17 protein-coding genes and 1 pseudogene are annotated in these 20273 nt (G+C 41.5%); 9 read left to right on the forward strand and 9 right to left on the reverse strand.

What is annotated here, in order from left to right:
• Positions 1–48: 48 nt before the first annotated feature.
• On the reverse strand, positions 49–1398 hold the full coding sequence (locus tag FTV04_RS01510) for an MFS transporter (RefSeq protein WP_180009439.1): 1350 nt from the start codon (positions 1396–1398) through the stop codon (positions 49–51).
• 446 nt (positions 1399–1844) lie between these two features.
• Here FTV04_RS01510 and FTV04_RS01515 point away from each other — a divergent pair, with 446 nt between their 5' ends.
• Together FTV04_RS01515 and FTV04_RS01520 are read left to right on the forward strand one after the other, a co-directional pair.
• Complete coding sequence (locus FTV04_RS01515) at positions 1845–2432, forward strand: ANTAR domain-containing response regulator (RefSeq protein WP_078190882.1); 588 nt, start codon at positions 1845–1847, stop codon at positions 2430–2432.
• 3 nt (positions 2433–2435) lie between these two features.
• A complete protein-coding gene (locus FTV04_RS01520; protein WP_180021839.1) occupies positions 2436–3431 on the forward strand; it encodes an ABC transporter substrate-binding protein in 996 nt (331 codons plus the stop codon).
• Between the two features lie 76 nt (positions 3432–3507).
• Here the strand turns inward: FTV04_RS01520 and catM are convergent, their stop codons facing one another.
• A complete protein-coding gene (gene catM, locus FTV04_RS01525; protein WP_180023667.1) occupies positions 3508–4431 on the reverse strand; it encodes a cis,cis-muconate-binding transcription regulator CatM in 924 nt (307 codons plus the stop codon).
• A 103-nt stretch (positions 4432–4534) separates the two neighbouring features.
• On the opposite strand from catM, the gene FTV04_RS01530 reads away from it, so the two are divergent.
• From FTV04_RS01530 to pcaD, 6 genes are all read left to right on the forward strand, one after another.
• Positions 4535–5644: a muconate/chloromuconate family cycloisomerase gene (locus tag FTV04_RS01530; protein ID WP_180088307.1), complete on the forward strand. Its 1110-nt coding sequence runs from the start codon at positions 4535–4537 to the stop codon at positions 5642–5644.
• Positions 5645–5664: 20 nt separating this feature from the next.
• Entirely contained in the window at positions 5665–5955 is a 291-nt protein-coding gene (catC, locus tag FTV04_RS01535; RefSeq protein WP_180009435.1) for a muconolactone Delta-isomerase, read from the forward strand.
• Between the two features lie 154 nt (positions 5956–6109).
• Positions 6110–6796 carry a 3-oxoacid CoA-transferase subunit A gene (locus FTV04_RS01540; protein ID WP_078193765.1) on the forward strand — a complete coding sequence of 229 codons (687 nt, stop codon included), beginning with the start codon at positions 6110–6112 and terminating at the stop codon, positions 6794–6796.
• Positions 6797–6815: 19 nt separating this feature from the next.
• Positions 6816–7466: a 3-oxoacid CoA-transferase subunit B gene (locus FTV04_RS01545; RefSeq protein ID WP_180009434.1), complete on the forward strand. Its 651-nt coding sequence runs from the start codon at positions 6816–6818 to the stop codon at positions 7464–7466.
• A gap of 126 nt (positions 7467–7592) precedes the next feature.
• Positions 7593–8798, forward strand: a complete 1206-nt coding sequence (gene pcaF, locus FTV04_RS01550) for a 3-oxoadipyl-CoA thiolase (RefSeq protein WP_180088309.1) — start codon at positions 7593–7595, stop codon at positions 8796–8798.
• Between the two features lie 68 nt (positions 8799–8866).
• Positions 8867–9646: a 3-oxoadipate enol-lactonase gene (gene pcaD, locus FTV04_RS01555; RefSeq protein ID WP_180088311.1), complete on the forward strand. Its 780-nt coding sequence runs from the start codon at positions 8867–8869 to the stop codon at positions 9644–9646.
• An 83-nt stretch (positions 9647–9729) separates the two neighbouring features.
• Here pcaD and FTV04_RS01560 read toward each other — a convergent pair whose 3' ends face one another.
• The 7 genes from FTV04_RS01560 to FTV04_RS01590 all read right to left on the reverse strand — a co-directional run bounded on the left by FTV04_RS01560 (position 9730) and on the right by FTV04_RS01590 (position 18359).
• Positions 9730–11097, reverse strand: coding sequence for an amidohydrolase family protein (locus FTV04_RS01560; protein ID WP_180064065.1), 1368 nt, complete (start codon positions 11095–11097; stop codon positions 9730–9732).
• Positions 11098–11134: 37 nt separating this feature from the next.
• The gene (locus FTV04_RS01565) at positions 11135–12055 is read right to left on the reverse strand and encodes an ABC transporter permease (protein WP_180064064.1); all 921 of its coding nucleotides are present in this window, start codon (positions 12053–12055) and stop codon (positions 11135–11137) included.
• 15 nt (positions 12056–12070) lie between these two features.
• Positions 12071–13168, reverse strand: coding sequence for an ABC transporter permease (locus FTV04_RS01570; protein WP_180088313.1), 1098 nt, complete (start codon positions 13166–13168; stop codon positions 12071–12073).
• An 18-nt stretch (positions 13169–13186) separates the two neighbouring features.
• Positions 13187–14782: an ABC transporter ATP-binding protein gene (locus FTV04_RS01575; RefSeq protein WP_180088315.1), complete on the reverse strand. Its 1596-nt coding sequence runs from the start codon at positions 14780–14782 to the stop codon at positions 13187–13189.
• A gap of 78 nt (positions 14783–14860) precedes the next feature.
• A complete protein-coding gene (locus FTV04_RS01580) occupies positions 14861–15922 on the reverse strand; it encodes a BMP family ABC transporter substrate-binding protein (protein ID WP_373684684.1) in 1062 nt (353 codons plus the stop codon).
• A 345-nt stretch (positions 15923–16267) separates the two neighbouring features.
• Entirely contained in the window at positions 16268–17257 is a 990-nt protein-coding gene (locus FTV04_RS01585) for an isopenicillin N synthase family oxygenase (protein ID WP_180088317.1), read from the reverse strand.
• A gap of 76 nt (positions 17258–17333) precedes the next feature.
• The gene (locus FTV04_RS01590) at positions 17334–18359 is read right to left on the reverse strand and encodes a BMP family ABC transporter substrate-binding protein (protein WP_257220942.1); all 1026 of its coding nucleotides are present in this window, start codon (positions 18357–18359) and stop codon (positions 17334–17336) included.
• A 486-nt stretch (positions 18360–18845) separates the two neighbouring features.
• Between FTV04_RS01590 and FTV04_RS01595 the strand changes: the two are divergent.
• A pseudogene (locus FTV04_RS01595) lies at positions 18846–20197 on the forward strand (8-oxoguanine deaminase).
• Positions 20198–20273 lie beyond the last annotated feature (76 nt).

Below are 20273 nucleotides of genomic sequence, written 5' to 3' on the forward strand. Positions count from 1 at the left end.
TTTTTTATTTGCCCCTAAATCGCGATGTTTAGAGGCAACTTTTCAGTATTAGTTTTGAGCTTCAGCTAAATTTCGTTCATTTACAGCTTGTTCAAATAGGCGCTGTTCTTTTTCTTTATGCTCTACAGAGAAGCGGATCATCAGTACACAGCTTGCAGCGATAACCACTAGACCGCCAAGCACCATCAGCGTGGTTTGAATATCCAGCATGCCTTTAAGCAAGAAGCCTGCAGCCACTGCACCGACGTTCCCGCCTGCACCGATAATGCCTGCAACACCGCCTAAAGCATCACGGTCAATGAATGGCACCAGCGCATAGGTAGCACCGCACGCCATATGTGTGAAGAGCGCAAAGACTGTCATTGCAAGGATTGCAAGCACTGCAGTATTCATTTGTGAGAAGACAATCAGGAATAAGCCTTCTAGCAGAATCATGGCAAATAACACTTTGGTACGGCCATCTAAGCCTTTTTTAGTCGCGACTTTGTCCGAAACAATGCCGCCAAGCGCACGAGCAAACAATGCAAGCAAACCAAAGATACCTGCTGCCATACCCGCCTCTTTTAATCCAAAGCTGAAATGGTCGACGTAGTACATTGCTACAATGTTGTGAATAAAGATTTCAATACCGAAACAAGCTGCGTAAGCGCCAAATAGAATCCATACACGGTAATTGCGTGCTGCATGCATTAGAATTGCCAAGCCGCCTTTTTTGTCACTGCCAACACTGATGCCTTGTTCGCGAAGTTCTTTAAAGTTGCCTTGCGGACAGTCTTGTGTGAACTTCCAATACAGCGCGCCTACGATCAACATCATCACACCAGGAACGATTAACGCTATGCGCCAGCCCATCGCTTGCTCTACCCCAAACATAACGAGTGCGCCAAGCAATAAAGGCATGAGGGCTTGAGTTGCACCGCCGCCTGCATTGCCCCAGCCTGCTGTTGCAGCATTGGCTGTACCCACCACATTAGGCGCAAACATAATGCTGGTATGGTATTGAGTGATGACGAAGCTTGCGCCAATCGCGCCGATCAGCAAGCGGAAGAAAAGAAAGGATTCATAGCTGCTCGCAGAAGCGACACCAAAGACTGGAATACTGCCGATGATTAATAAAGCTGTATAGGTTTTACGCGGGCCATATTTATCACATAAAGGACCAACGATCAGACGGACTAAAATCGTGATCGCAACAGCGGCAATATTAATATTGGCAATTTGATCTTTCGTGAGGTGAAATTCGCCAGCAATCACTGGCATCAACGGTGCACAGGCAAACCATGCAAAGAAGCAAACAAAGAATGCGAGCCAACTCATGTGGAAGGCCCGCATTGCTGCTGAAGAAAAATTAAATAGACTTATTTTTGTGGCTTTTTTGGCATTTAAATTTGAAGACATAACCTTCTCCTGACTGAACTGAACGCATGAATTACTCGGTTATGTCGCTAACACATAACAGAGTCGATCAGAACGGACGTCGTTGGCCGTCTAACAAATTTTTAGAGTCTTCTTTGACTCAATAAGTATTAAGCACGATACGTGCCAAGTTTTTATTTCAATCGTAAATTTCATCTCTATATTTAAGCATTGAGCGCCGATCTATCCGAAAATAAGCGAATTAAGGTAAATAGATAGTCAATATGCCTATAGAGATGCGGCTGAATGTTCAAACGTGGTTCAGCCCTGCACAAGATCAGTGCACGGAAATGGTTCAATTTTAAAATGTGTATATAACCAAGCTAAAATTTAGAAGCAGATTTATATTTTGTATTGTCTTAAAATTTGGCATTTAAATTGCTTAGAAAACTCAATACGTATTTGTTTGGCTCTGTCTGAGCGTTTGCATGCCAAAACTAAAAATAGCCCTAATTGATGATGATCAAGAACGCGCTGAATTTATTCAAGCCTCATTAATTCAACATGACTTTGATGTGGTCGCCAGTTTCATGATTGATCATTTAAATATGTCATATCTGCAAAATATTCAGGCAGATGTGATTTTATTGGATATGGATCATCCACATCGCGATGTCATTGAAAGCTGTGTCAGCCAATTTGACTTACCGACTGTTCTGTTCACTAAAAATTCGAGTCTTGAAATCATCCGAAGCGCGATTGATGCGGGTGTCACGGCATATATTGTCGATGGTATTGACCCTGCACGTTTGAATAGCATTTTAGAAATTTCGATTGAACAATATAAAAAGCATAAAAAACTGCTGAATGATTTGGCTGAAACCAAGTGCAAACTGGCCGATCGAAAAGATATTGAAAAAGCCAAAGTGCTTTTAATACAAATGCATGGTTTAACCGAAGATCAAGCATTTAATTTGCTGAGAAAAAATGCCATGAGTCACCGTATGACGATGGGTGAAATGGCGCGCCGACTGCTTGATGCGCAAGCGCTGTTACAGTCTCAATTTAAGGAATAAACCATGCAAAAGCTTGAAAAAACAGATATTCAATTGGGCTATATTCCTTTACTTGACTGTGTTGCTTTGCTCTGGGCAGAACATCAAGGTTATTTTGCTGAACAAGGCTTGAATGTCACACTAACTCAAGAACCGTCTTGGGCAAGTTTACGTGACCGTCTAGCTTTTGGTTTTTTAGATGCAGCACACTGTTTATCGGCCATGCTGCCTGCGTCTGTGACGGGCAAAGACCATCTCGGCATCCCCTTACAAACCTCATTAACGCTCAGTACCAATTGCGCTTATATTAGTCTGAGTCAAAAGCTCTACTATGAATTAAAGATCCATGCATTAGATCTACCAATTAATTCAGCAGAGAAAATCGTATCTGCGATAAAGCAGAATCAAAAGATTCAGTTGGCGCATGTTTTTCAGCATTCGATTCATCATTATATTTTAAGAGAATGGTTGGCACTTGCCGACACAGAACTCGCTCAAACGCAGACCTTTTCAACTCTTCCACCGCCTTATATGGTGGAAGCAATATCAACGCAACGAATTGATGGATTCTGTGTCGGAGAGCCGTGGAATACGCAATCTGAAATACAAGGCTATAGTCGTATCATCGTCAATAGCCAAGATATTATTGAGCCTATACCAGATAAGGTTTTGGCTTTTACTCATGATTGGGCAGAAAAACATCCCAATACCTTAAAGGCGATCCATCTTGCCATCCAAAAAGCACAAAACGATCTACTTCAACAAACACATTTCTCAGAAATATTTTCTTTGTTAAAGCAATATCACATCATCCGTTTTGATTGTTCTGAGCAGATTCACGTCGAGGCTTTTCATCGGATCAAAAGCATCATTCAAAATTTTGGCAAGACCCAAGCGCCACAAACTTCAGACTTTGAATGGATGATTCAAAAAATGCAGCAATACGATCAATTAAATATTGAAGATGAAAAGGTTTTTGAAATAGCACAATCTTGTATTTATCAGGATGCTTTGGGCTAAATTTGTTGATGTTCCATAAGACTCTATCATTGAACAGCGGATCTTATGCAGCATTGATCATGAAACCTTAATTTAGTTATGCATCTGCATCGATAGCGCGTAAGTCGATATTTTCTTCAACGAAGACTTCACGAATGCAATCCAGTATCTTTGGAATGTAATTACTATGATCCATATTGCGTACCGACAAAGAGATTGGACTATAGGCTTCCAAATCTAAGATTGGGATGTACATCAAATTTTTCATGCCAATATCACTGGCACTTTCAGGAATCAAGGAAATGCCCTCTCCCGACGCCACTAAGCCCAAAGCCATATGAATTTCACGCACTTCGGTTAAATGTTTAGGTACAAGTCCTAATTCGGTAAATATCGATTGAATGAGCGTGGAAAAATTCGGTTTCGGTGTCGTTGGATAGGCAAAAATGGGTTCATCTAAAATTTGAGAAAGATAAATGCCTTTGTCTTTAAATTCAGCCAAATGATGATTTTTATGAATAGCTAAACGTAGCGCTTCTTTTCGTAATAAAACACGTTTAATAGACGGATCTGTTAATCGCAGTCGTCCAAAACCAATATCGATTCGACCGGTTTTTAAGGCTTCAATCTGATCACGTGTGCCACATTCTATGAGTTCAACATGAATATCTGGGTTACGTTGTCGAAATAAATAAATAATTTGTGGCAATAATGCGTATAAAAGCGAACTGACATAACCAATACGGACAGTTTTATCGACGGCGTTAATTCGCTGTGCCATGGTTGTGGCCTGGGCGGTATGCGTCAATATCTGCACAGCATGCTCATAAAAGAACATACCAGCTTCTGTGGTTTTCACGGGTCTAGAACCACGCTCAAACAAGGTAATGCCCAGTTCTTCTTCAAGCTTTTGAATTTGGCGGCTCAAAGGCGGCTGAGCAATACATAATTTTTCTGCTGCCTTGGTAATACTTTGCTCTTCAACCACGGTGACAAAGTAACGTAAGTGCCTTAATTCCATTTATATACCTTTTAAGTATCTAAAAATACCAAAATCGCTCTAGTTAAAGATATTACATTAAATTAGGGTATATAAATAGTTGGATAGATAAGAAATACGCAAGATGTATAAGTCGATTGAAACCCTGCTCGTGGAAATCCCAACAATCCGTCCGCACAAGATGGCTGTTGCAACCATGCAAACGCAAACCCTTGTTTTGATTAAAATCACCACCGAAGATGGTTATATCGGTTGGGGGGAAGCGACGACGATTGGCGGTCTAGGCTATGGTGAAGAAAGCCCTGAAAGCATTCGAATCAATATTGAAACTTATTTTAGTCCTTTACTGAAAACCCTCACTGGTTTGAATGTAGCTCAAACCATGCAAGCCATTAAACGTAATATTAACGGCAATCGCTTTGCTAAATGTGCCATTCAAACTGCGCTACTCGATATTTTAGCGCAGCGTTTAAATCAGCCTTTGAGTGAAGTATTGGGCGGTCGCTTACGTGATAGCTTACCTGTTCTTTGGGTACTTGCATCTGGCAATACGGAAAAAGACATTGCCGAAGCACAAAAGATGATTGCGGCAAAACGACACAATATTTTCAAACTTAAAATCGGTTCACGCCCCGTTGAAGCTGATGTTGAGCATGTTTTAGCCATTAAAAAAGCGTTAGGTTCAGACATTTCTATCCGTGTGGATGTTAACCGTGCATGGTCTGAATTAGATGCCATTAAAGGCATTCAATTGTTACAAGATGGTGGTGTTGATCTGATTGAGCAGCCTTGTGCAATCGATAATATTGACGCAATGCGCCGCTTAACTCGTCGTTTTGATATAGCCATTATGGCAGATGAATCACTGATGGGGCCTCAAACGGCATATCAACTTGCTCGGCACAATTCTGCCTCTGTTTTTGCAGTCAAAGTTGCACAGTCTGGCGGTTTAATCGAAGGCTGTGAGGTTTCTAAAATCGCCAAACTTGCGGGTATCGATTTATACGGTGGAACCATGCTTGAAGGTCCTGTAGGCACTATTGCATCGGCACATGCATTTTCTACATTTGACAATTTAGCTTATGGCACTGAGCTTTTTGGTCCATTGCTGTTAACTGAAGAAATTTTAAAAACCCCACTTCAATATCAAGATTTCGAACTCAAGATTCCGACCACAGCAGGTTTAGGGATTGAAATTGATGAAAACAAAATTGATGACTTACGTCGCAAATAACATTTAGCTAGGAGTGAGAAATGCTTTTCCAAGTACGCATGGATGTCAATATTCCATTAGATATGCCAGTCGAAAAAGCCAATGAAATTAAAGCTGTAGAAAAGGCTTATTCACAAGATCTACAACGTCAAGGCAAATGGCGTCATATCTGGCGCATTACTGGTCAATATTCAAATATCAGTATTTTTGATGTTGAAAGCAATGAAGAGCTACACAACATTTTACAAGGATTGCCCCTTTACCCGTATATGAATATTGAAGTCATGGCTTTAAATCGTCATCCCTCTTCTATTCGTAGTGATGACAGCTGATGTGATTGGATTCCAATTGTGTAACACATGATTTGAGTCCATTGATCTGCATTTTTAAGTTAGTAAACATTTGAAATAAAAGATTATCTGCCTTGTATAGCTGAAGTGGTTAGTCAGGTAAATAGTTTTATCGTTCTTGATGAAGGATCGTAGCATGATTGATAAAAGTACCGCTTCCTTAACAGAAGCACTGTCTCAAATTAAGGATGGATCAACCATTATGATCGGCGGCTTCGGTACGGCTGGTCAGCCTGCTGAACTGATTGATGGACTGATAGAACTTGGGATCAAAGACCTAATCATCGTCAATAACAATGCAGGTAATGGTGACTATGGACTGGCTAAATTACTCAAAGCTGGTGCTGTCCGTAAAATGATCTGTTCTTTCCCTCGCCAATCGGACTCTTGGGTGTTCGATGAATTATACCGTGCAGGAAAGATAGAACTTGAGCTTGTACCACAAGGTAACTTGGCTTGCCGTATTCAAGCGGCAGGTATGGGTCTGGGTCCAATTTATACACCAACAGGTTTCGGTACATTGTTGGCAGAAGGCAAACCTACCCTCAATTATGAAGGTAAAGATTTTGTTCTCGAAAATCCAATTAAGGCCGATTTTGCTTTAATCAAAGCACATCAGGGCGACCGCTGGGGGAACTTGGTTTACAACAAATCAGCGCGTAACTTTGGCCCCATTATGGCCATGGCGGCAGATGTGACAATTGCACAAGTTTCTGAAGTTGTTGAACTTGGTGCATTGGACCCAGAGCACATTATTACCCCTGGCATTTTTGTACAACATGTTGTGGCTGTTCAACCTGCACAGCTTGAGCAATCTGCATAAATCACGTGAGGAAAGAACCATGAGCTATACCAAATTAACCCGTGATCAAATTGCAGAACGTGTTGCACAAGATATTCCAGATGGCGCTTATGTCAATTTAGGCATTGGCTTACCCACCAAAATTTCAAATTATTTACCAACGGACAAAGATGTTTTTCTACATTCAGAAAATGGCCTTTTGGCTTTTGGTCCTCCTCCGGCTAAAGGCGAAGAAGACCCTGAATTAATTAATGCAGGAAAAGAGTTTGTCACTATGCAGACGGGTGGCTGCTTTTTTCACCATGGAGACTCTTTTGCCATGATGCGTGGCGGTCATTTAGATATTGCAGTACTAGGCGCTTTTCAGATTGCCCAAAATGGTGACTTAGCAAATTGGCATACTGGCGCGCCTGATGCGATTCCTGCTGTAGGTGGCGCAATGGATTTGGCTGTTGGGGCGAAAAAAGTCTTTATTACTACAGACCATGTGACCAAAAAAGGTGAACCGAAAATTGTCGCTGAATTGTCATACCCTGCGACAGGCCTGCAATGTGTCGATCGTATTTACACAGATCTGTGCGTCATTGATGTGACGGTTGAAGGTTTGAAAGTGATTGAAAAAGTCGAGGGCTTGAGCTTTGACGAATTACAGTCAATGACCGGTGCAAAGCTGATAGATACGACAGCATAAAGCAAAAAGTCCCTCCTTGATTAAAGGAGGGATTTAGGGAGGATTAATTTAAAAAATTAACTTCCTGTAAATCCCTCCCAACCTCCCGTTAAAAGGGAGGAGCTGAGTTTTTTTAGGATTTATAAAATGAAAAATGCCTATATTATTGATGCAATCCGTACCCCTTTCGGTCGCTATGCGGGCGGTTTAGCAGCAGTACGTACCGATGACCTAGGTGCCTTACCTATCAAGGCACTGATGCAGCGAAATCCAAGTATTGCTTGGGAGTCTGTTGATGACGTGATTTACGGCTGTGCGAACCAAGCCGGTGAAGATAACCGTAATGTTGCACGAATGTCGTCGCTACTCGCAGGTGTACCTTTTCAAGTTCCTGCTACAACTGTGAACCGACTTTGTGGTTCATCACTTGATGCAATTGCGATGGCAGCCCGTGCAATTAAAGCAAATGAAGCAGACTTAATTATTGCTGGCGGTGTTGAAAGTATGTCCCGTGCGCCCTTTGTTATGGGTAAATCGGAAAGTGCTTATGGACGCAGCCAAAAGATTGAAGACACCACCATGGGCTGGCGTTTTATCAATCCAATACTCAAACAAATGTATGGCGTGGAAACCATGCCTCAAACCGCTGAAAATGTGGCAGAACAATTCAATATTAACCGTGCTGATCAAGATGCTTTTGCCTTAGAAAGTCAGCGCCGTACAGCCGCTGCACAGGCCAATGGTTTTTTTGAGAAAGAAATCATCCCTGTCGTCATTCCACAGCGTAAAGGCGACCCACTGATAGTCGATACAGATGAGCATCCACGTGCATCGACGACAGCAGAAGGCTTAGCAAAACTCAAACCTGTGGTGAAAGCAGATGGGACGGTAACTGCGGGCAATGCTTCAGGGATCAATGATGGTGCAGCTGCACTACTGATTGCTTCAGATGATGCTGTCAACAAATTTAAGTTAAAGCCACGGGCCAAAATTATTGCGGCAACGGTGGTGGGTGTTGAACCCAAAATCATGGGCTTTGGTCCTGCGCCTGCCATAAAAAAGTTGTTAGCTCAAACAGGTCTAAGCCTTGAACAAATGGATGTAATCGAGCTGAATGAAGCTTTTGCGGCTCAAGCCTTAGCGGTTACCCGTGAATTAGGTTTAGAAGATGGTGCTAAACATGTTAATCCAAACGGTGGCGCTATTGCTTTGGGTCATCCATTAGGTGCATCTGGAGCACGTTTAGTCACGACTGCATTAAATCAGCTTGAGGAAATTTCAGGTCAATATGCCCTCTGTTCGATGTGCATTGGTGTCGGTCAAGGCATCGCTTTGATTATTGAACGTGTTTAATCCTCAATAAAAGTCCACCTTATCAAAGGGGGGATTTAGGGGGATTTATAAAATTAAGGATTCAAAACATGCCTACATTTATATCCAATGATGCAACGATTAATTACGCAACCTTTGGTGACCACACACGACCTGCGATTGTGTTTTCTAATTCTTTAGGCACAAAGTTCAGCATGTGGCAGCCTCAGATAGAGGCACTACAGCAGGATTATTTTGTGATTTGTTATGATACACGTGGTCATGGTGCATCTTCTGCCCCTCAAGGGTCATATAGCCTTGATCAATTGGGTACAGATGTCATCCATTTATTGGATCATTTAAATATTCAACAAGCCACATTTTGTGGAATATCGATGGGTGGTTTAACAGGCCAATGGCTTGCAAAACATCATCCTGAACGCTTTAACCATGTCATTGTATGCAATACCGCTGCAAAAATTGGGCAAGAATCAGCTTGGAATGAACGTGCGCAATTAGTCCGTCAACAAGGTCTGGAACCAATTGCAGAAACGGCAGCATCACGATGGTTTACAGAACCCTTTATCCAAAGTAACACAGCAACTGTACAATCTTTGAGTAACGACCTTGGAGCTGGCAGCCCAGAAGGTTATGCAAGTTGTTGTGAAGCTTTGGCTAAAGCGGATTTGCGCAATGAAATCTCGTCTATTCGCATACCGGTATTGATTATTGCAGGTCAACAAGACCCTGTAACTACAGTTGTAGATGGTCAATTCATGCAAGAACGCATCGCAAATAGCCAATTATTTGAAATTAATGCATCGCATATTTCAAACATTGAACAGCCTGATGCATTTAACCAAGCACTCATCTCTTTTATCAGTGCTTAAATCCTGCATGTTGTTCTTCGATAAAATTTAAAAAACATAAAGCCCAAATTGATTTGGGCTTTATGTTTTATGTGTTGAAAGCTTTAGGTTCTTTGCAACTCATTGACTGCTGCACCGCGTAAACTGAGCCAGTCAGAACGACGTTTAAATAATGCAGGTGCGGCAAAATTAATTTGGTCAATAAATTGTTGTAAGTCTGCATTAAGCAGTTGACCATTTTTGACCAAAACTTTTCCTGCAACCATCGTCATCACGACATCTTGGCCCTGAACCGCATGGACCAAGTTTGTATGTAAATTAAATAAACTGCCTTGGTTTATTAAAGGTGTCATGCGAGGTGTAGCGGTATTTACCACGATTAAATCTGCCTGCTTACCGACTTCGATTGAACCAATTAGCTGTTCAAGTCCTAATGCACGCGCTCCATCTCGTGTCGCCATTTGGCAAACTGACCATGAATCTAAAGCCGCTGCATCTAAATTTGAAAACTTAGCCAATAATGAAGCCGTTTTCATTTCCTCAAATAAATCTAAATTGTTATTTTCCTTTTCACCATCTGTACCTAAACCCACTGCAACGCCTTGTTTGAGCAATTGAGTCACAGGTGCAGCGCCTGAGGCAAGTTTCATATTTGAAATGGGGTTATGTGCGACCCCAACGTGATAATGTTTTAGCAGCTGAATTTCGTCATCATCTAACCATACACAATGTGCCAGCAAGCATTTTGGCACATCGAGCATGCCTAATTTTTCAAGGGTTTGAACAGGCCGCATGCCGTAACGTTTCAGATTTTCCACGACATCAAACTTACTTTCATTACTATGAGTATGAAATCCAGTTTGATAGTCCTGACACATTTTTTGGATACGACCTAAGGCCTGATCTTCTGCATAAAATAAGTGTTCTAGCCCCACCCAGACCTGAATGCGACCTTCTGCTCGCATGTGCCATCGTTGAATCAGCGCTTCATTGCTCTCTAGTGTTTCAAAATAATTATGGTCTGGATGTTCTGCGACATACGGAACCAATACAGCTCGAATCCCTAAGTCTTCGGCTACTTCGGCACTGCCATCCATATAGCGCCACATATCAACAATCGTGGTCGTCCCTGACAGTAGTGCTTCGGCATAGCATAAATAAGAAGCCAATTTTGCATCTTCGGGTAATAACACTCGGTGCATGGGATCAATAAATTGTTGTAACCAGTCCCAAACAGGTAAGCCCTCCGCGGTGCCGCGAAGTAAGCCCGAATGACAATGTGTATTGATTAAACCTGGCATCAACAATCCATCGGGATAATGCTCATGTATCGCATCTGGAAACTGCTTTAAAAGATCTTCTCGCTTCCCAATCGCTTGAATCACTTGGCCGTTGACTAATACTGCCCCATCTTGAATATAGTCTAAGGACGAATTCATGGTTAATACATGGCCTGCACTCAGTAATTTCATTCATTTGCTCCTTTGAACATTGTGTTATCGGCCAAAATTAAGGGCTGAAGGTTTTCCCAAGTGAAGCTGGTAAATTCAGTTTTAGATGTTTTTTATTACGAGAAATAAGCACTAAGACCGCAATCGTTGCCACATATGGAAGTGCAGAAAGCAATTCATTCGGCACATTTAAACCTAATGCTTGAGCATGGAACTGCAGGATCGTCACGCCACCAAATAGATAAGCTCCGAGCATTAAACGGGTAGGTTTCCATGTTGCAAAGACCACCAATGCAATCGCAATCCACCCCCGACCTGCCACCATGTTCTCAATCCACATCGGCGTATAGACTGTTGATAAAAATGCGCCACCTACTCCAGCCATAGCACCACCAAAAAGAACCGCACAGTAGCGAATCGCTAAGACGTTATAGCCCATAGCATGCGCACTTTCTGGTGACTCGCCCACTGCTTTTAGTAGCAGACCAAGGCGAGTTTTTGTGAGTACCCACCAAATAATCACAAAAGCCAACATGGACAAATACACAACATAGTTATGCTGAAATAAAATAGGCCCTAAGACAGGTATTTCACTTAAAAGCGGGATGTCTAAACCCTGTAAGCCGGGCAATGCCATGCTCACGTAGTTTTGTCCTATAAATGCTGAAATTCCGATACCGAAAATTGTGAGTGCTAAACCGCAAGCGGACTGGTTAGTACTTAAAGAGAGGGTAAAAAATGCAAAAATCAGTGCCATCAATGTGCCTGCAAGGCCACCGACCATTAAGGCACTTGCAACACTCGCATCGTACTGTGCAGCGAAGGCAAAGCCAGCAATGGCACCAACCAACATCATGCCTTCTACACCGAGGTTAATGACCCCTGTCCGTTCTGCGACTAATTCACCAAGACCTGCAAAAATGAGTGGCGTTGCTGCGGCGATCGTGCCAGCTAAAATGGCTGTAATTTCAATGCTCATACATTTCTCCTCAATCTAAGCCGTAGTCGCTTGACGATCTGTCAGCGTTTTATTTTTTTTCGGTGCAAAACGATAGCGGTTTTCAATCAAGGCATCTGAAGCTAAAAGGAAAAATAACAATAAGCCTTGGAAGATACCTGTAATCGCAACCGGAAGTTGCAGCTGCATTTGTGCCATTTCCCCACCCAAATAAATCAGTGCCATCAATAAACCTGAAAGAACGATTCCAATTGGGTTTAAACGACCTAAATACGCCACAATAATGGCTGCATAACCATAGCCCGGAGAAATGTTTGGATTTAACTGTCCAATAGGCCCTGCAACTTCACAGATGCCTGCAATCCCCGCCATCAATCCTGATAAACCTAAGCTGAGCCAAATGGCCTTTTTAGATGAAAATCCTGCATATTTCGCGGCCAATGGTGCTTGCCCACTTACTTCAAGTTTGTAAGCAGTTAAACTTTTACGAATAAAAATCCAAAATATCACCACAGCAATGATCGTGATGAAAATAGATGCGTTGACTCGAGTCCCTTCCCAAATTAAGGGCAATGTCGCTGACTCACTAAACATGACCGATTGAGGAAAATTCATGCCATCAGGATCACGCCACGGCCCATTGACCAGATATAAAAGAACAAATAAGGCCACATAATTCATCATGAGCGTCGTCAGGGTTTCTTCAGCATTAAAGTGCGTTTTGAGTAATGCCGGAATGAGTCCCCACAATGCGCCACCAATTGCCCCCATCAGCACCATGAGCGGCAAAATCCACCACCCCATTTGTTCGTGAAATAAAATTGCGATTCCGCCACCAAAAATAGCGCCCATGGTCAGCTGACCTTCGGCCCCGATGTTGAATAATTTGGCACGAAAACCAATGGCTAAACCCAACGCAATTAAAATCAGGGGTGAAGCTTTAATCGCAAGTTCACTTAAACTATAGATCGAGGTTAAAGGCTCGATAAAAAAGATATACAGCGCATTGAGCGGATCAACACCCAAAGCTAAAAACAATAGGCTGCCCACCACCAACATTGCCAAAAGCGCAATAATCGGAGACAGCCATTTCATCATTTGAGAGGGATGCTCTCTAGGTTCTAATAAATGCATGGATTTATCCTTTCATTGCTAGGCATGTGCCTGATTCAGAGATATTTCTGTAGAGTTTGAAGTATTGGAAATACCCGACATCAATAGACCGATTTGCTCGGCATTGGTATCCGTGGTTTTCATCGGTTTTGACAGTTGCCCTGCGGCAAGTACGCAAATTCTGTCGCTAATCTCAAACAGTTCTTCTAATTCTTCAGAGATCACCAATATCGCGACCCCTTGGCGTGATAGATCGATCAGGGTTTGTCGAATAAACATTGCTGCGCCTACATCAACGCCCCATGTTGGTTGCGATACAATCAGCACTTTGGGGTTTTGTAGAATTTCACGTCCGACAATGAATTTCTGTAAATTCCCGCCCGAAAGTGATCGAGCTTCAGCATCAGCACCTGAGGCTTTGACGCCAAACTTTTCAATACACTGCTCTGCAAAGGCGCGCATTTTTGTAAAATTGATTAGCCCCCAATCGCTTAATTCTTTACGAAAAGCGGTTAATAAACCGTTTTGTGACAGCGTCATATTTGGAACAGCACCTCGTCCCAAACGCTCTTCAGGTACAAAGCCCAACCCTTGATCACGGCGCAGTCCTGCACTTTGCAGTGAAATATCGACACCTTGAAAAACAATGCTGCCTTTTACTGAAACTTGCTCACCTGAAAGTAAAGACAGCAGTTCCGCTTGGCCATTGCCCGAAATACCTGCAATTCCTAAAATTTCACCACCATACAAATCCAGTTGGATATGTTTGAGCGACACCCCAAATGGATCTTCAGATTCGTAATTCAAATCATCAACAGAGAAAAGCTGTTGTTTTTGACCAGAAAAATCCACATGTTGGTAAGTTAGCAAATCTCGACCAATCATTAAACGCGCTAAGTCACTGGTTGACTGATCTTTTGGATAGACATGTCCTGTCACCAGACCGTTTCTTAAGATCGTCGCTTCATCACAAAGTTCTTTAATTTCATGTAATTTATGACTGATATATAAAATAGATACGCCCTGAGAAGCCAGTAATTTCAAGGTTTTAAATAATTGCTTGACCGCCTGAGGTGTAAGTACCGATGTCGGCTCATCTAAAATGATTAAGGATGGATTTTGTAATAAACAGCGAATAATTTCGACGCGTTGACGCTCACCCACTGACAAAGAAAAGACTTCACGACGTGGGTCTACACGTAATCCATATTGTTCAGACACGGCAACGATACGTTCATGCAATTGTTTTAAATCTACTTTTTCATCGAGTCCCAACAGAATATTTTCAGCAACGGTTAAGGTTTCAAATAGTGAAAAATGTTGATAAACCATACCAATACCTAGCTTTCTTGCGGCTGATGGGCTATCAATATTGACCTCTTTGCCATTCCAAATGACTTGGCCTTCATCTGCACGTGTTGCCCCATAAATGATCTTCATCAGGGTACTTTTACCCGCACCGTTTTCTCCCAAAATGGCGTGGATGGCACCGGGCTGAACCGTTAAATGAATTTGATGATTGGCTTTGAGTGAGTTATAGCTCTTGCAAATATTAATGAGCTCAAGACGAGGAATGACATTTTTATGCTCAGCTCGATCGAATGGGGTCGCAGGTTCTTGTTGAAATGCATTCATAACTTAAGCTCTCTTCAACGTAAATTTATAGGACCAAAAGTGAGATGCACTTTTGGTCACAGCTTGTATGTTTCAAAATTATTTAGGTAAAACCCCTTCTACGCCTTTCACGTAATAATTCATTTTGTTGAGATCAGCATCAGTCATGTTTTTACCTTGAGCGAGCGCTAAACTGCCATCTTGTTTATATACAGGGCCTGCAAATGGATGTAATTTTCCAGTTTGAATTGCGGTTTGTACGCTTAAGGCTTTTTGCTTAACAGCAGGTGCTAAAAATGGTGCAAAGGCTTCAATTTTGACCGCATCTTGTTTCACGCCATACCAAATTGCACTTGGTTTCCATGTTTTATTTGCGACTTGCTGCATGACTGGGGTATAGATTTTTTCCCAGTGCAACACTGAAGCCGCCAATTGTGCTTTAGGTCCAAACTTGCTCATATCTGAGTCCCAACCAAAGGCATATACGCCTTTTTGTTGTGCTGCTTGCACCACGGCTGGAGAATCCGTGTTTTGCATCAACACATCTGCTTTTTGAGAAATCAGTGCTAAAGCTGCATCACGTTCTTTGCCTGGGTTAAACCATGAATTGACCCAAATCACTTTGGTTTTAATTTTAGGATTGACGCTTTGTGCACCACGTGTGTAAGCATTGATATTACGTATAACTTCTGGAATTGGAAATGAACCAACGACACCTAAGATGTTGCTTTTCGTTTGCTGTCCTGCGACAACACCGAGCATGTATGCACCTTCATAAGTACGTACGTCATAAACCCCAAGATTTTTGCCTTGTTTATAACCTGTCGCATGCATAAAGACGGTATTTGGAAATTGTTTTGCCACTTTTTCCATTTGGTTCATATAACCAAAAGACGTCCCAAAAATAACTTTATTGCCCTGTTGCGCTAAATTTCGGATTACACGTTCGGCATCGGCGGTTTCAGGGACATTTTCAATATGTGTGGTTGTATATTTTCCAGCTAAGGCCTTTTGAGCTTTAATGCGCCCCTGATCATGTGAATAGGTCCATCCATGATCACTAGTTGGGCCAATGTATACAAAGGCTGCTTTATCTGCGGCGTGTAGCTGAGTTATCAAGCCTGCACCACAGAGACCTGCTGCGCTAAATATCAGTGCCATTTTTTTTAAACGGCTTACAAAGCTTTTCTGTTGCATCATTTCGTTCCACCTAAAACATTAAAAACTTGATCTAATTTATAAAAAGCTAAAATTATTCTGCATAAATGCGATTTTCTATTTATAGTTAGCAAATATCGTTCCAATATTTATTTTAAAATAAAAATATATTTTAAATAAAATTGAATAATTAAAATAAAGGTGAATTTATATATATAAATCGAATCCATGAATTTTATTTAAAAGATTATTATTTAATAACAAATCGATTTTATGTTGATCATAAAAAAAGCCCTATCGGGCTGAACGAAGGGCTATAAAAGGAAAACATGAAATTAGAATGAGAGATTAAATGATTTTTTCCAGTACTGATTGTTCTTCTAGACTTAAATCATAAGCTTGCTGATACATTTGTTCCATGTGTTCACCAGCCGTACAGGGTGCATAACGGTAAATTTCACCATCTTTCACCGTTCCTGGTAAGGCATTGATTGGCGTCATGTAATTCGGCCCATAAAAAAATGGAATCGAATAGCGAGACTGACCTTTTGAAAATAAATTTCTAACACGATGTGGATTTGATTTGTACAGGTCATTACTCCAACGTGGGATCAGATCGCCTAAATTGACAATAAACGTATCTTTGATCGGTGGCGCTGCAACCCATGTGCCATCTGGTAAACAAACCTCAAGTCCACCACATTCATCTTGCGCTAAAATCGTGATGGAGCCCCAATCAGTATGTGCTCCAACGCCAAAGCTATATTCATCTGCACCGACAGGATGCGGTGGATAACAGAGCATTTTTAGGGTAATCATGGGGTCGATACAACAGTCATCAAAATAGCCTTCATCTAAAGATAAAGACAGTGCTAAGAGTTGCATAATGCGCTGTGCTAGGCCATTTAGCTGAGCTATATACTCCTGACAAAACTGTTCCATTTCAGGTACTTCAGTACTCGGCCATTGATTAATACCATAGCCCTGATATTTGGCTAAAACATAGGGATGATCTGTAGGGTAATTTTTTGCACAGTAGAAACCCTCCTTAATATCAGGCTTTGCGCTGTAGTCTGACTTTTGCGCTGCAAGCTGTTCGAAGCCCAGATGGCTATCATTCAAACTTTGATCGTATTTAAGTTTTGTTGCCAATGGCAATGCAAAAACTTTAGCTGCCAAATCAAACTGACGTTGAATCAACGCTGATGATATTCCATGATTTTTTACATAGAAAAAACCTGAACTGGTTGCTGCCGCTCTTAACTTTTCTACTACATCTGCGATATTGGCTGAGGAAGGCGTCAATGCCTGCGCTAAATCAATTACGGGAATACTCATAATCACTCGACCTATGTAGAGCAAGTTGCCTCTCTTGCAACTTGCAATATTTTAAAATGTATTGTTTATCAAATTCTTATTTAGGTAGTGACCCATCTACACCTTTGACATAGTAGTTCATTTTAGACAAATCGATATCCGTCAATGTTTTGCCTTTTGCGACCAGTAGACTGCCATCTTGTTTATAAATCGGTCCTGTAAATGGATGTAATGCCCCAGTACGTAATGAATCACGTACTGCAATGGCTTTGGTTTTCATCGCAGCCGTCGTTTCTGGACCAAAGTTTTCAATATTTACAGCACTTTGTTTTACGCCATACTTGATCGCCGAAGGCTTCCATGTATTTGCCGCGACTTGTTTCATCACAGGTTCATAGATTTTTTCCCAATGTAACACTGCTGCTGCAAGATGTGCTTTCGGTCCAAATTTACTCATGTCTGAGTTCCAGCCAAATGCATACACCCCTTTTTGTTGTGCGGCTTGTACTACAGCAGGTGAATCGGTATTTTGCATCAACACATCTGCTTTTTGAGCGATTAATGCCAATGCTGCTTCACGTTCCTTACCGGGGTTAAACCATGTATTGGCCCAAATTACTTTGGTTTTGACTTTCGGATTTACACTCTGCGCACCTAAAGTATAGGCATTGATGTTTCGAACGACTTCAGGAATTGGAAATGACGCGACTACACCAATGGTATTGGTTTTGGTCTTTTGCCCCGCAACCACACCAAGCATATACGCCCCTTCATAAGTTCGAAGTTCGTACACACCTAAATTTTTTCCTTGTTTATAACCCGTTGCGTGCATAAAGACTGTTTTAGGAAATTGTTTCGCAACTTTTTCCATCGAGTTCATATAACCAAATGATGTACCGAAAATGACTTTGTTGCCTTGTTGTGCCAAGTTACGAATAACACGCTCTGCATCGGCAGTTTCAGGTACATTTTCGATATATGTGGTTTTATATTTTCCAGCTAAAGCTTTGTCTGCCTTGATGCGCCCTTGTTCATGTGAATATGACCATCCATGGTCACTGGTTGGACCCAAATATACAAAAGCGGCCTTTTCTGCTGCATAAGATTGCCCCAAACCCAGCATACCAACTGTCGAGAAGACTAAAATCGTTTTGACCAATGCTTTTAATTTAAAACTCATTCTATTTCCCCACAGTGTTTAAAATATATTTGATGTGATACAATTTAAAATAAAGGATATATTTTAAAAATTTATTTTGGATAAAATTAAATCCAACCAAATTTAAAATAATTTTTTGATTATAAATAGCATTATTTTCTAAATTTAATAATCACATATTTATAATACAAAGGTCCTCAACACTTATCGATGTTCGCCATGCAATAAATAAGTTGCTTTAGCTGTTTGGTCTATTGCTAAGTTTTTGAAGATTCTTTCTAAAAATTAGAACAGGAAAAATTATTCTTATATAAATACATGTTTCTTATAATGAATTTATAGATATACAGCCTAAATATTGCTGAAATCAGCTTTAAGTTGCATTTTTTAAAATTTCAGTGGTATGGAAATTGCTCAAAATCCATTGTTTTCTTTGATCAGGATTTTGTTATGACTATAGTATGGATAAAAAATCCGCTTGCGGTATTTACTGCCAATGATCAGGACGCTCGTGGTGGTGTACTGATTTCTCAAGGAAAAATTATTGAGCTGGTTGGGCTAAATGCGCTGCCCCGTCAAGCTTATGACGAAATATTTGATGCAAAAATTTGGTCATGCTCCCAGGCCTGATCAATAGCCATCATCATTTTTACCAAACCCTGACACGTGCGTGGGCACCCGTGGTCAATGCACCATTATTTCCATGGCTAAAAACTTTGTACCCAATTTGGGCAAAATTAAACCCAGAACAATTACACTTAGCAACTCAAGTGGCTTTAGCTGAATTATTACTGTCGGGATGTACCTTCGCTGCGGATCATCATTATTTATTTCCAAATCAACTGAACCGTGCCATCGATGTACAAGTTAATGCAGCACAAGACTTAGGTATACGAGTGATGCTTACTCGTGGTTCGATGAGTTTAGGTGAAGATGCCGGTGGTCTCCCACCACAGCATACCGTTCAGGACATGGATATCATTTTAAAAGACTCTGAACGTTTAGTATCGAAATATCATCAACGGCAGGAAGACGCCATGGTGAATATTGCCCTTGCACCTTGCTCGCCTTTTTCAGTGACGCAAGACATTATGCGTGAAAGTGCCAAACTTGCAGCAGCACTCGATGTGCGTCTACACACGCATTTGGCAGAAACCATAGATGAAGAAAATTTCTGTCTACAGATGTTTGGCATGCGCACCGTTGATTATTTGGAAAGTGTAGGATGGCTGAATGAGCGTACTTGGTTAGCGCATGGCATTCATTTTAATGCAGATGAAATTCGACGTTTAGGACAAGCCAAAGTAGGAATTTGTCATTGCCCACATTCCAATATGCGCCTTGCCTCTGGCATTTGTCCAACACTCGATTTAACCCAAGCAGGAAGCAAAATTGGTTTAGGCGTAGATGGCTCGGCGTCGGGTGATGCGTCTAATTTAATCCTTGAAACACGCCAAGCAATGTATTTACAGCGCCTCAAATATGGTGCAGAAAATATCACACCTGAGCTTGCATTGAGCTGGACAACACATGGCTCTGCACAGCTTTTAGGGCGTGAGCAACACTTAGGTCAAATCGCTGAAAGTTTCCAAGCTGATTTTGCATTTTACCGATTAGATGACATACGTTTTTCAGGCTCGCATGATCCGATCGCGGCTTTGCTACTCTGTGGTGCAGATCGTGCTGAACATGTCATGGTCAAAGGCGATTGGGTCGTCAAAAATCAAAGCTTGGTTAATGTTGATGTCGATGAACTGCAGGCCAAACACCGCGTAGCTGCAAAAGCCTTACTTGCGGCATGATCAAAAAGACCGAAGTATTGGAGTCCTTCGGTCTAAACTTTTAACTCCACTCATTCCACATAGGCGTTTAAGCCCA

This window comes from Acinetobacter sp. YH12219, assembly GCF_013417875.1.
GTDB classification, from domain to species: domain Bacteria; phylum Pseudomonadota; class Gammaproteobacteria; order Pseudomonadales; family Moraxellaceae; genus Acinetobacter; species Acinetobacter amyesii.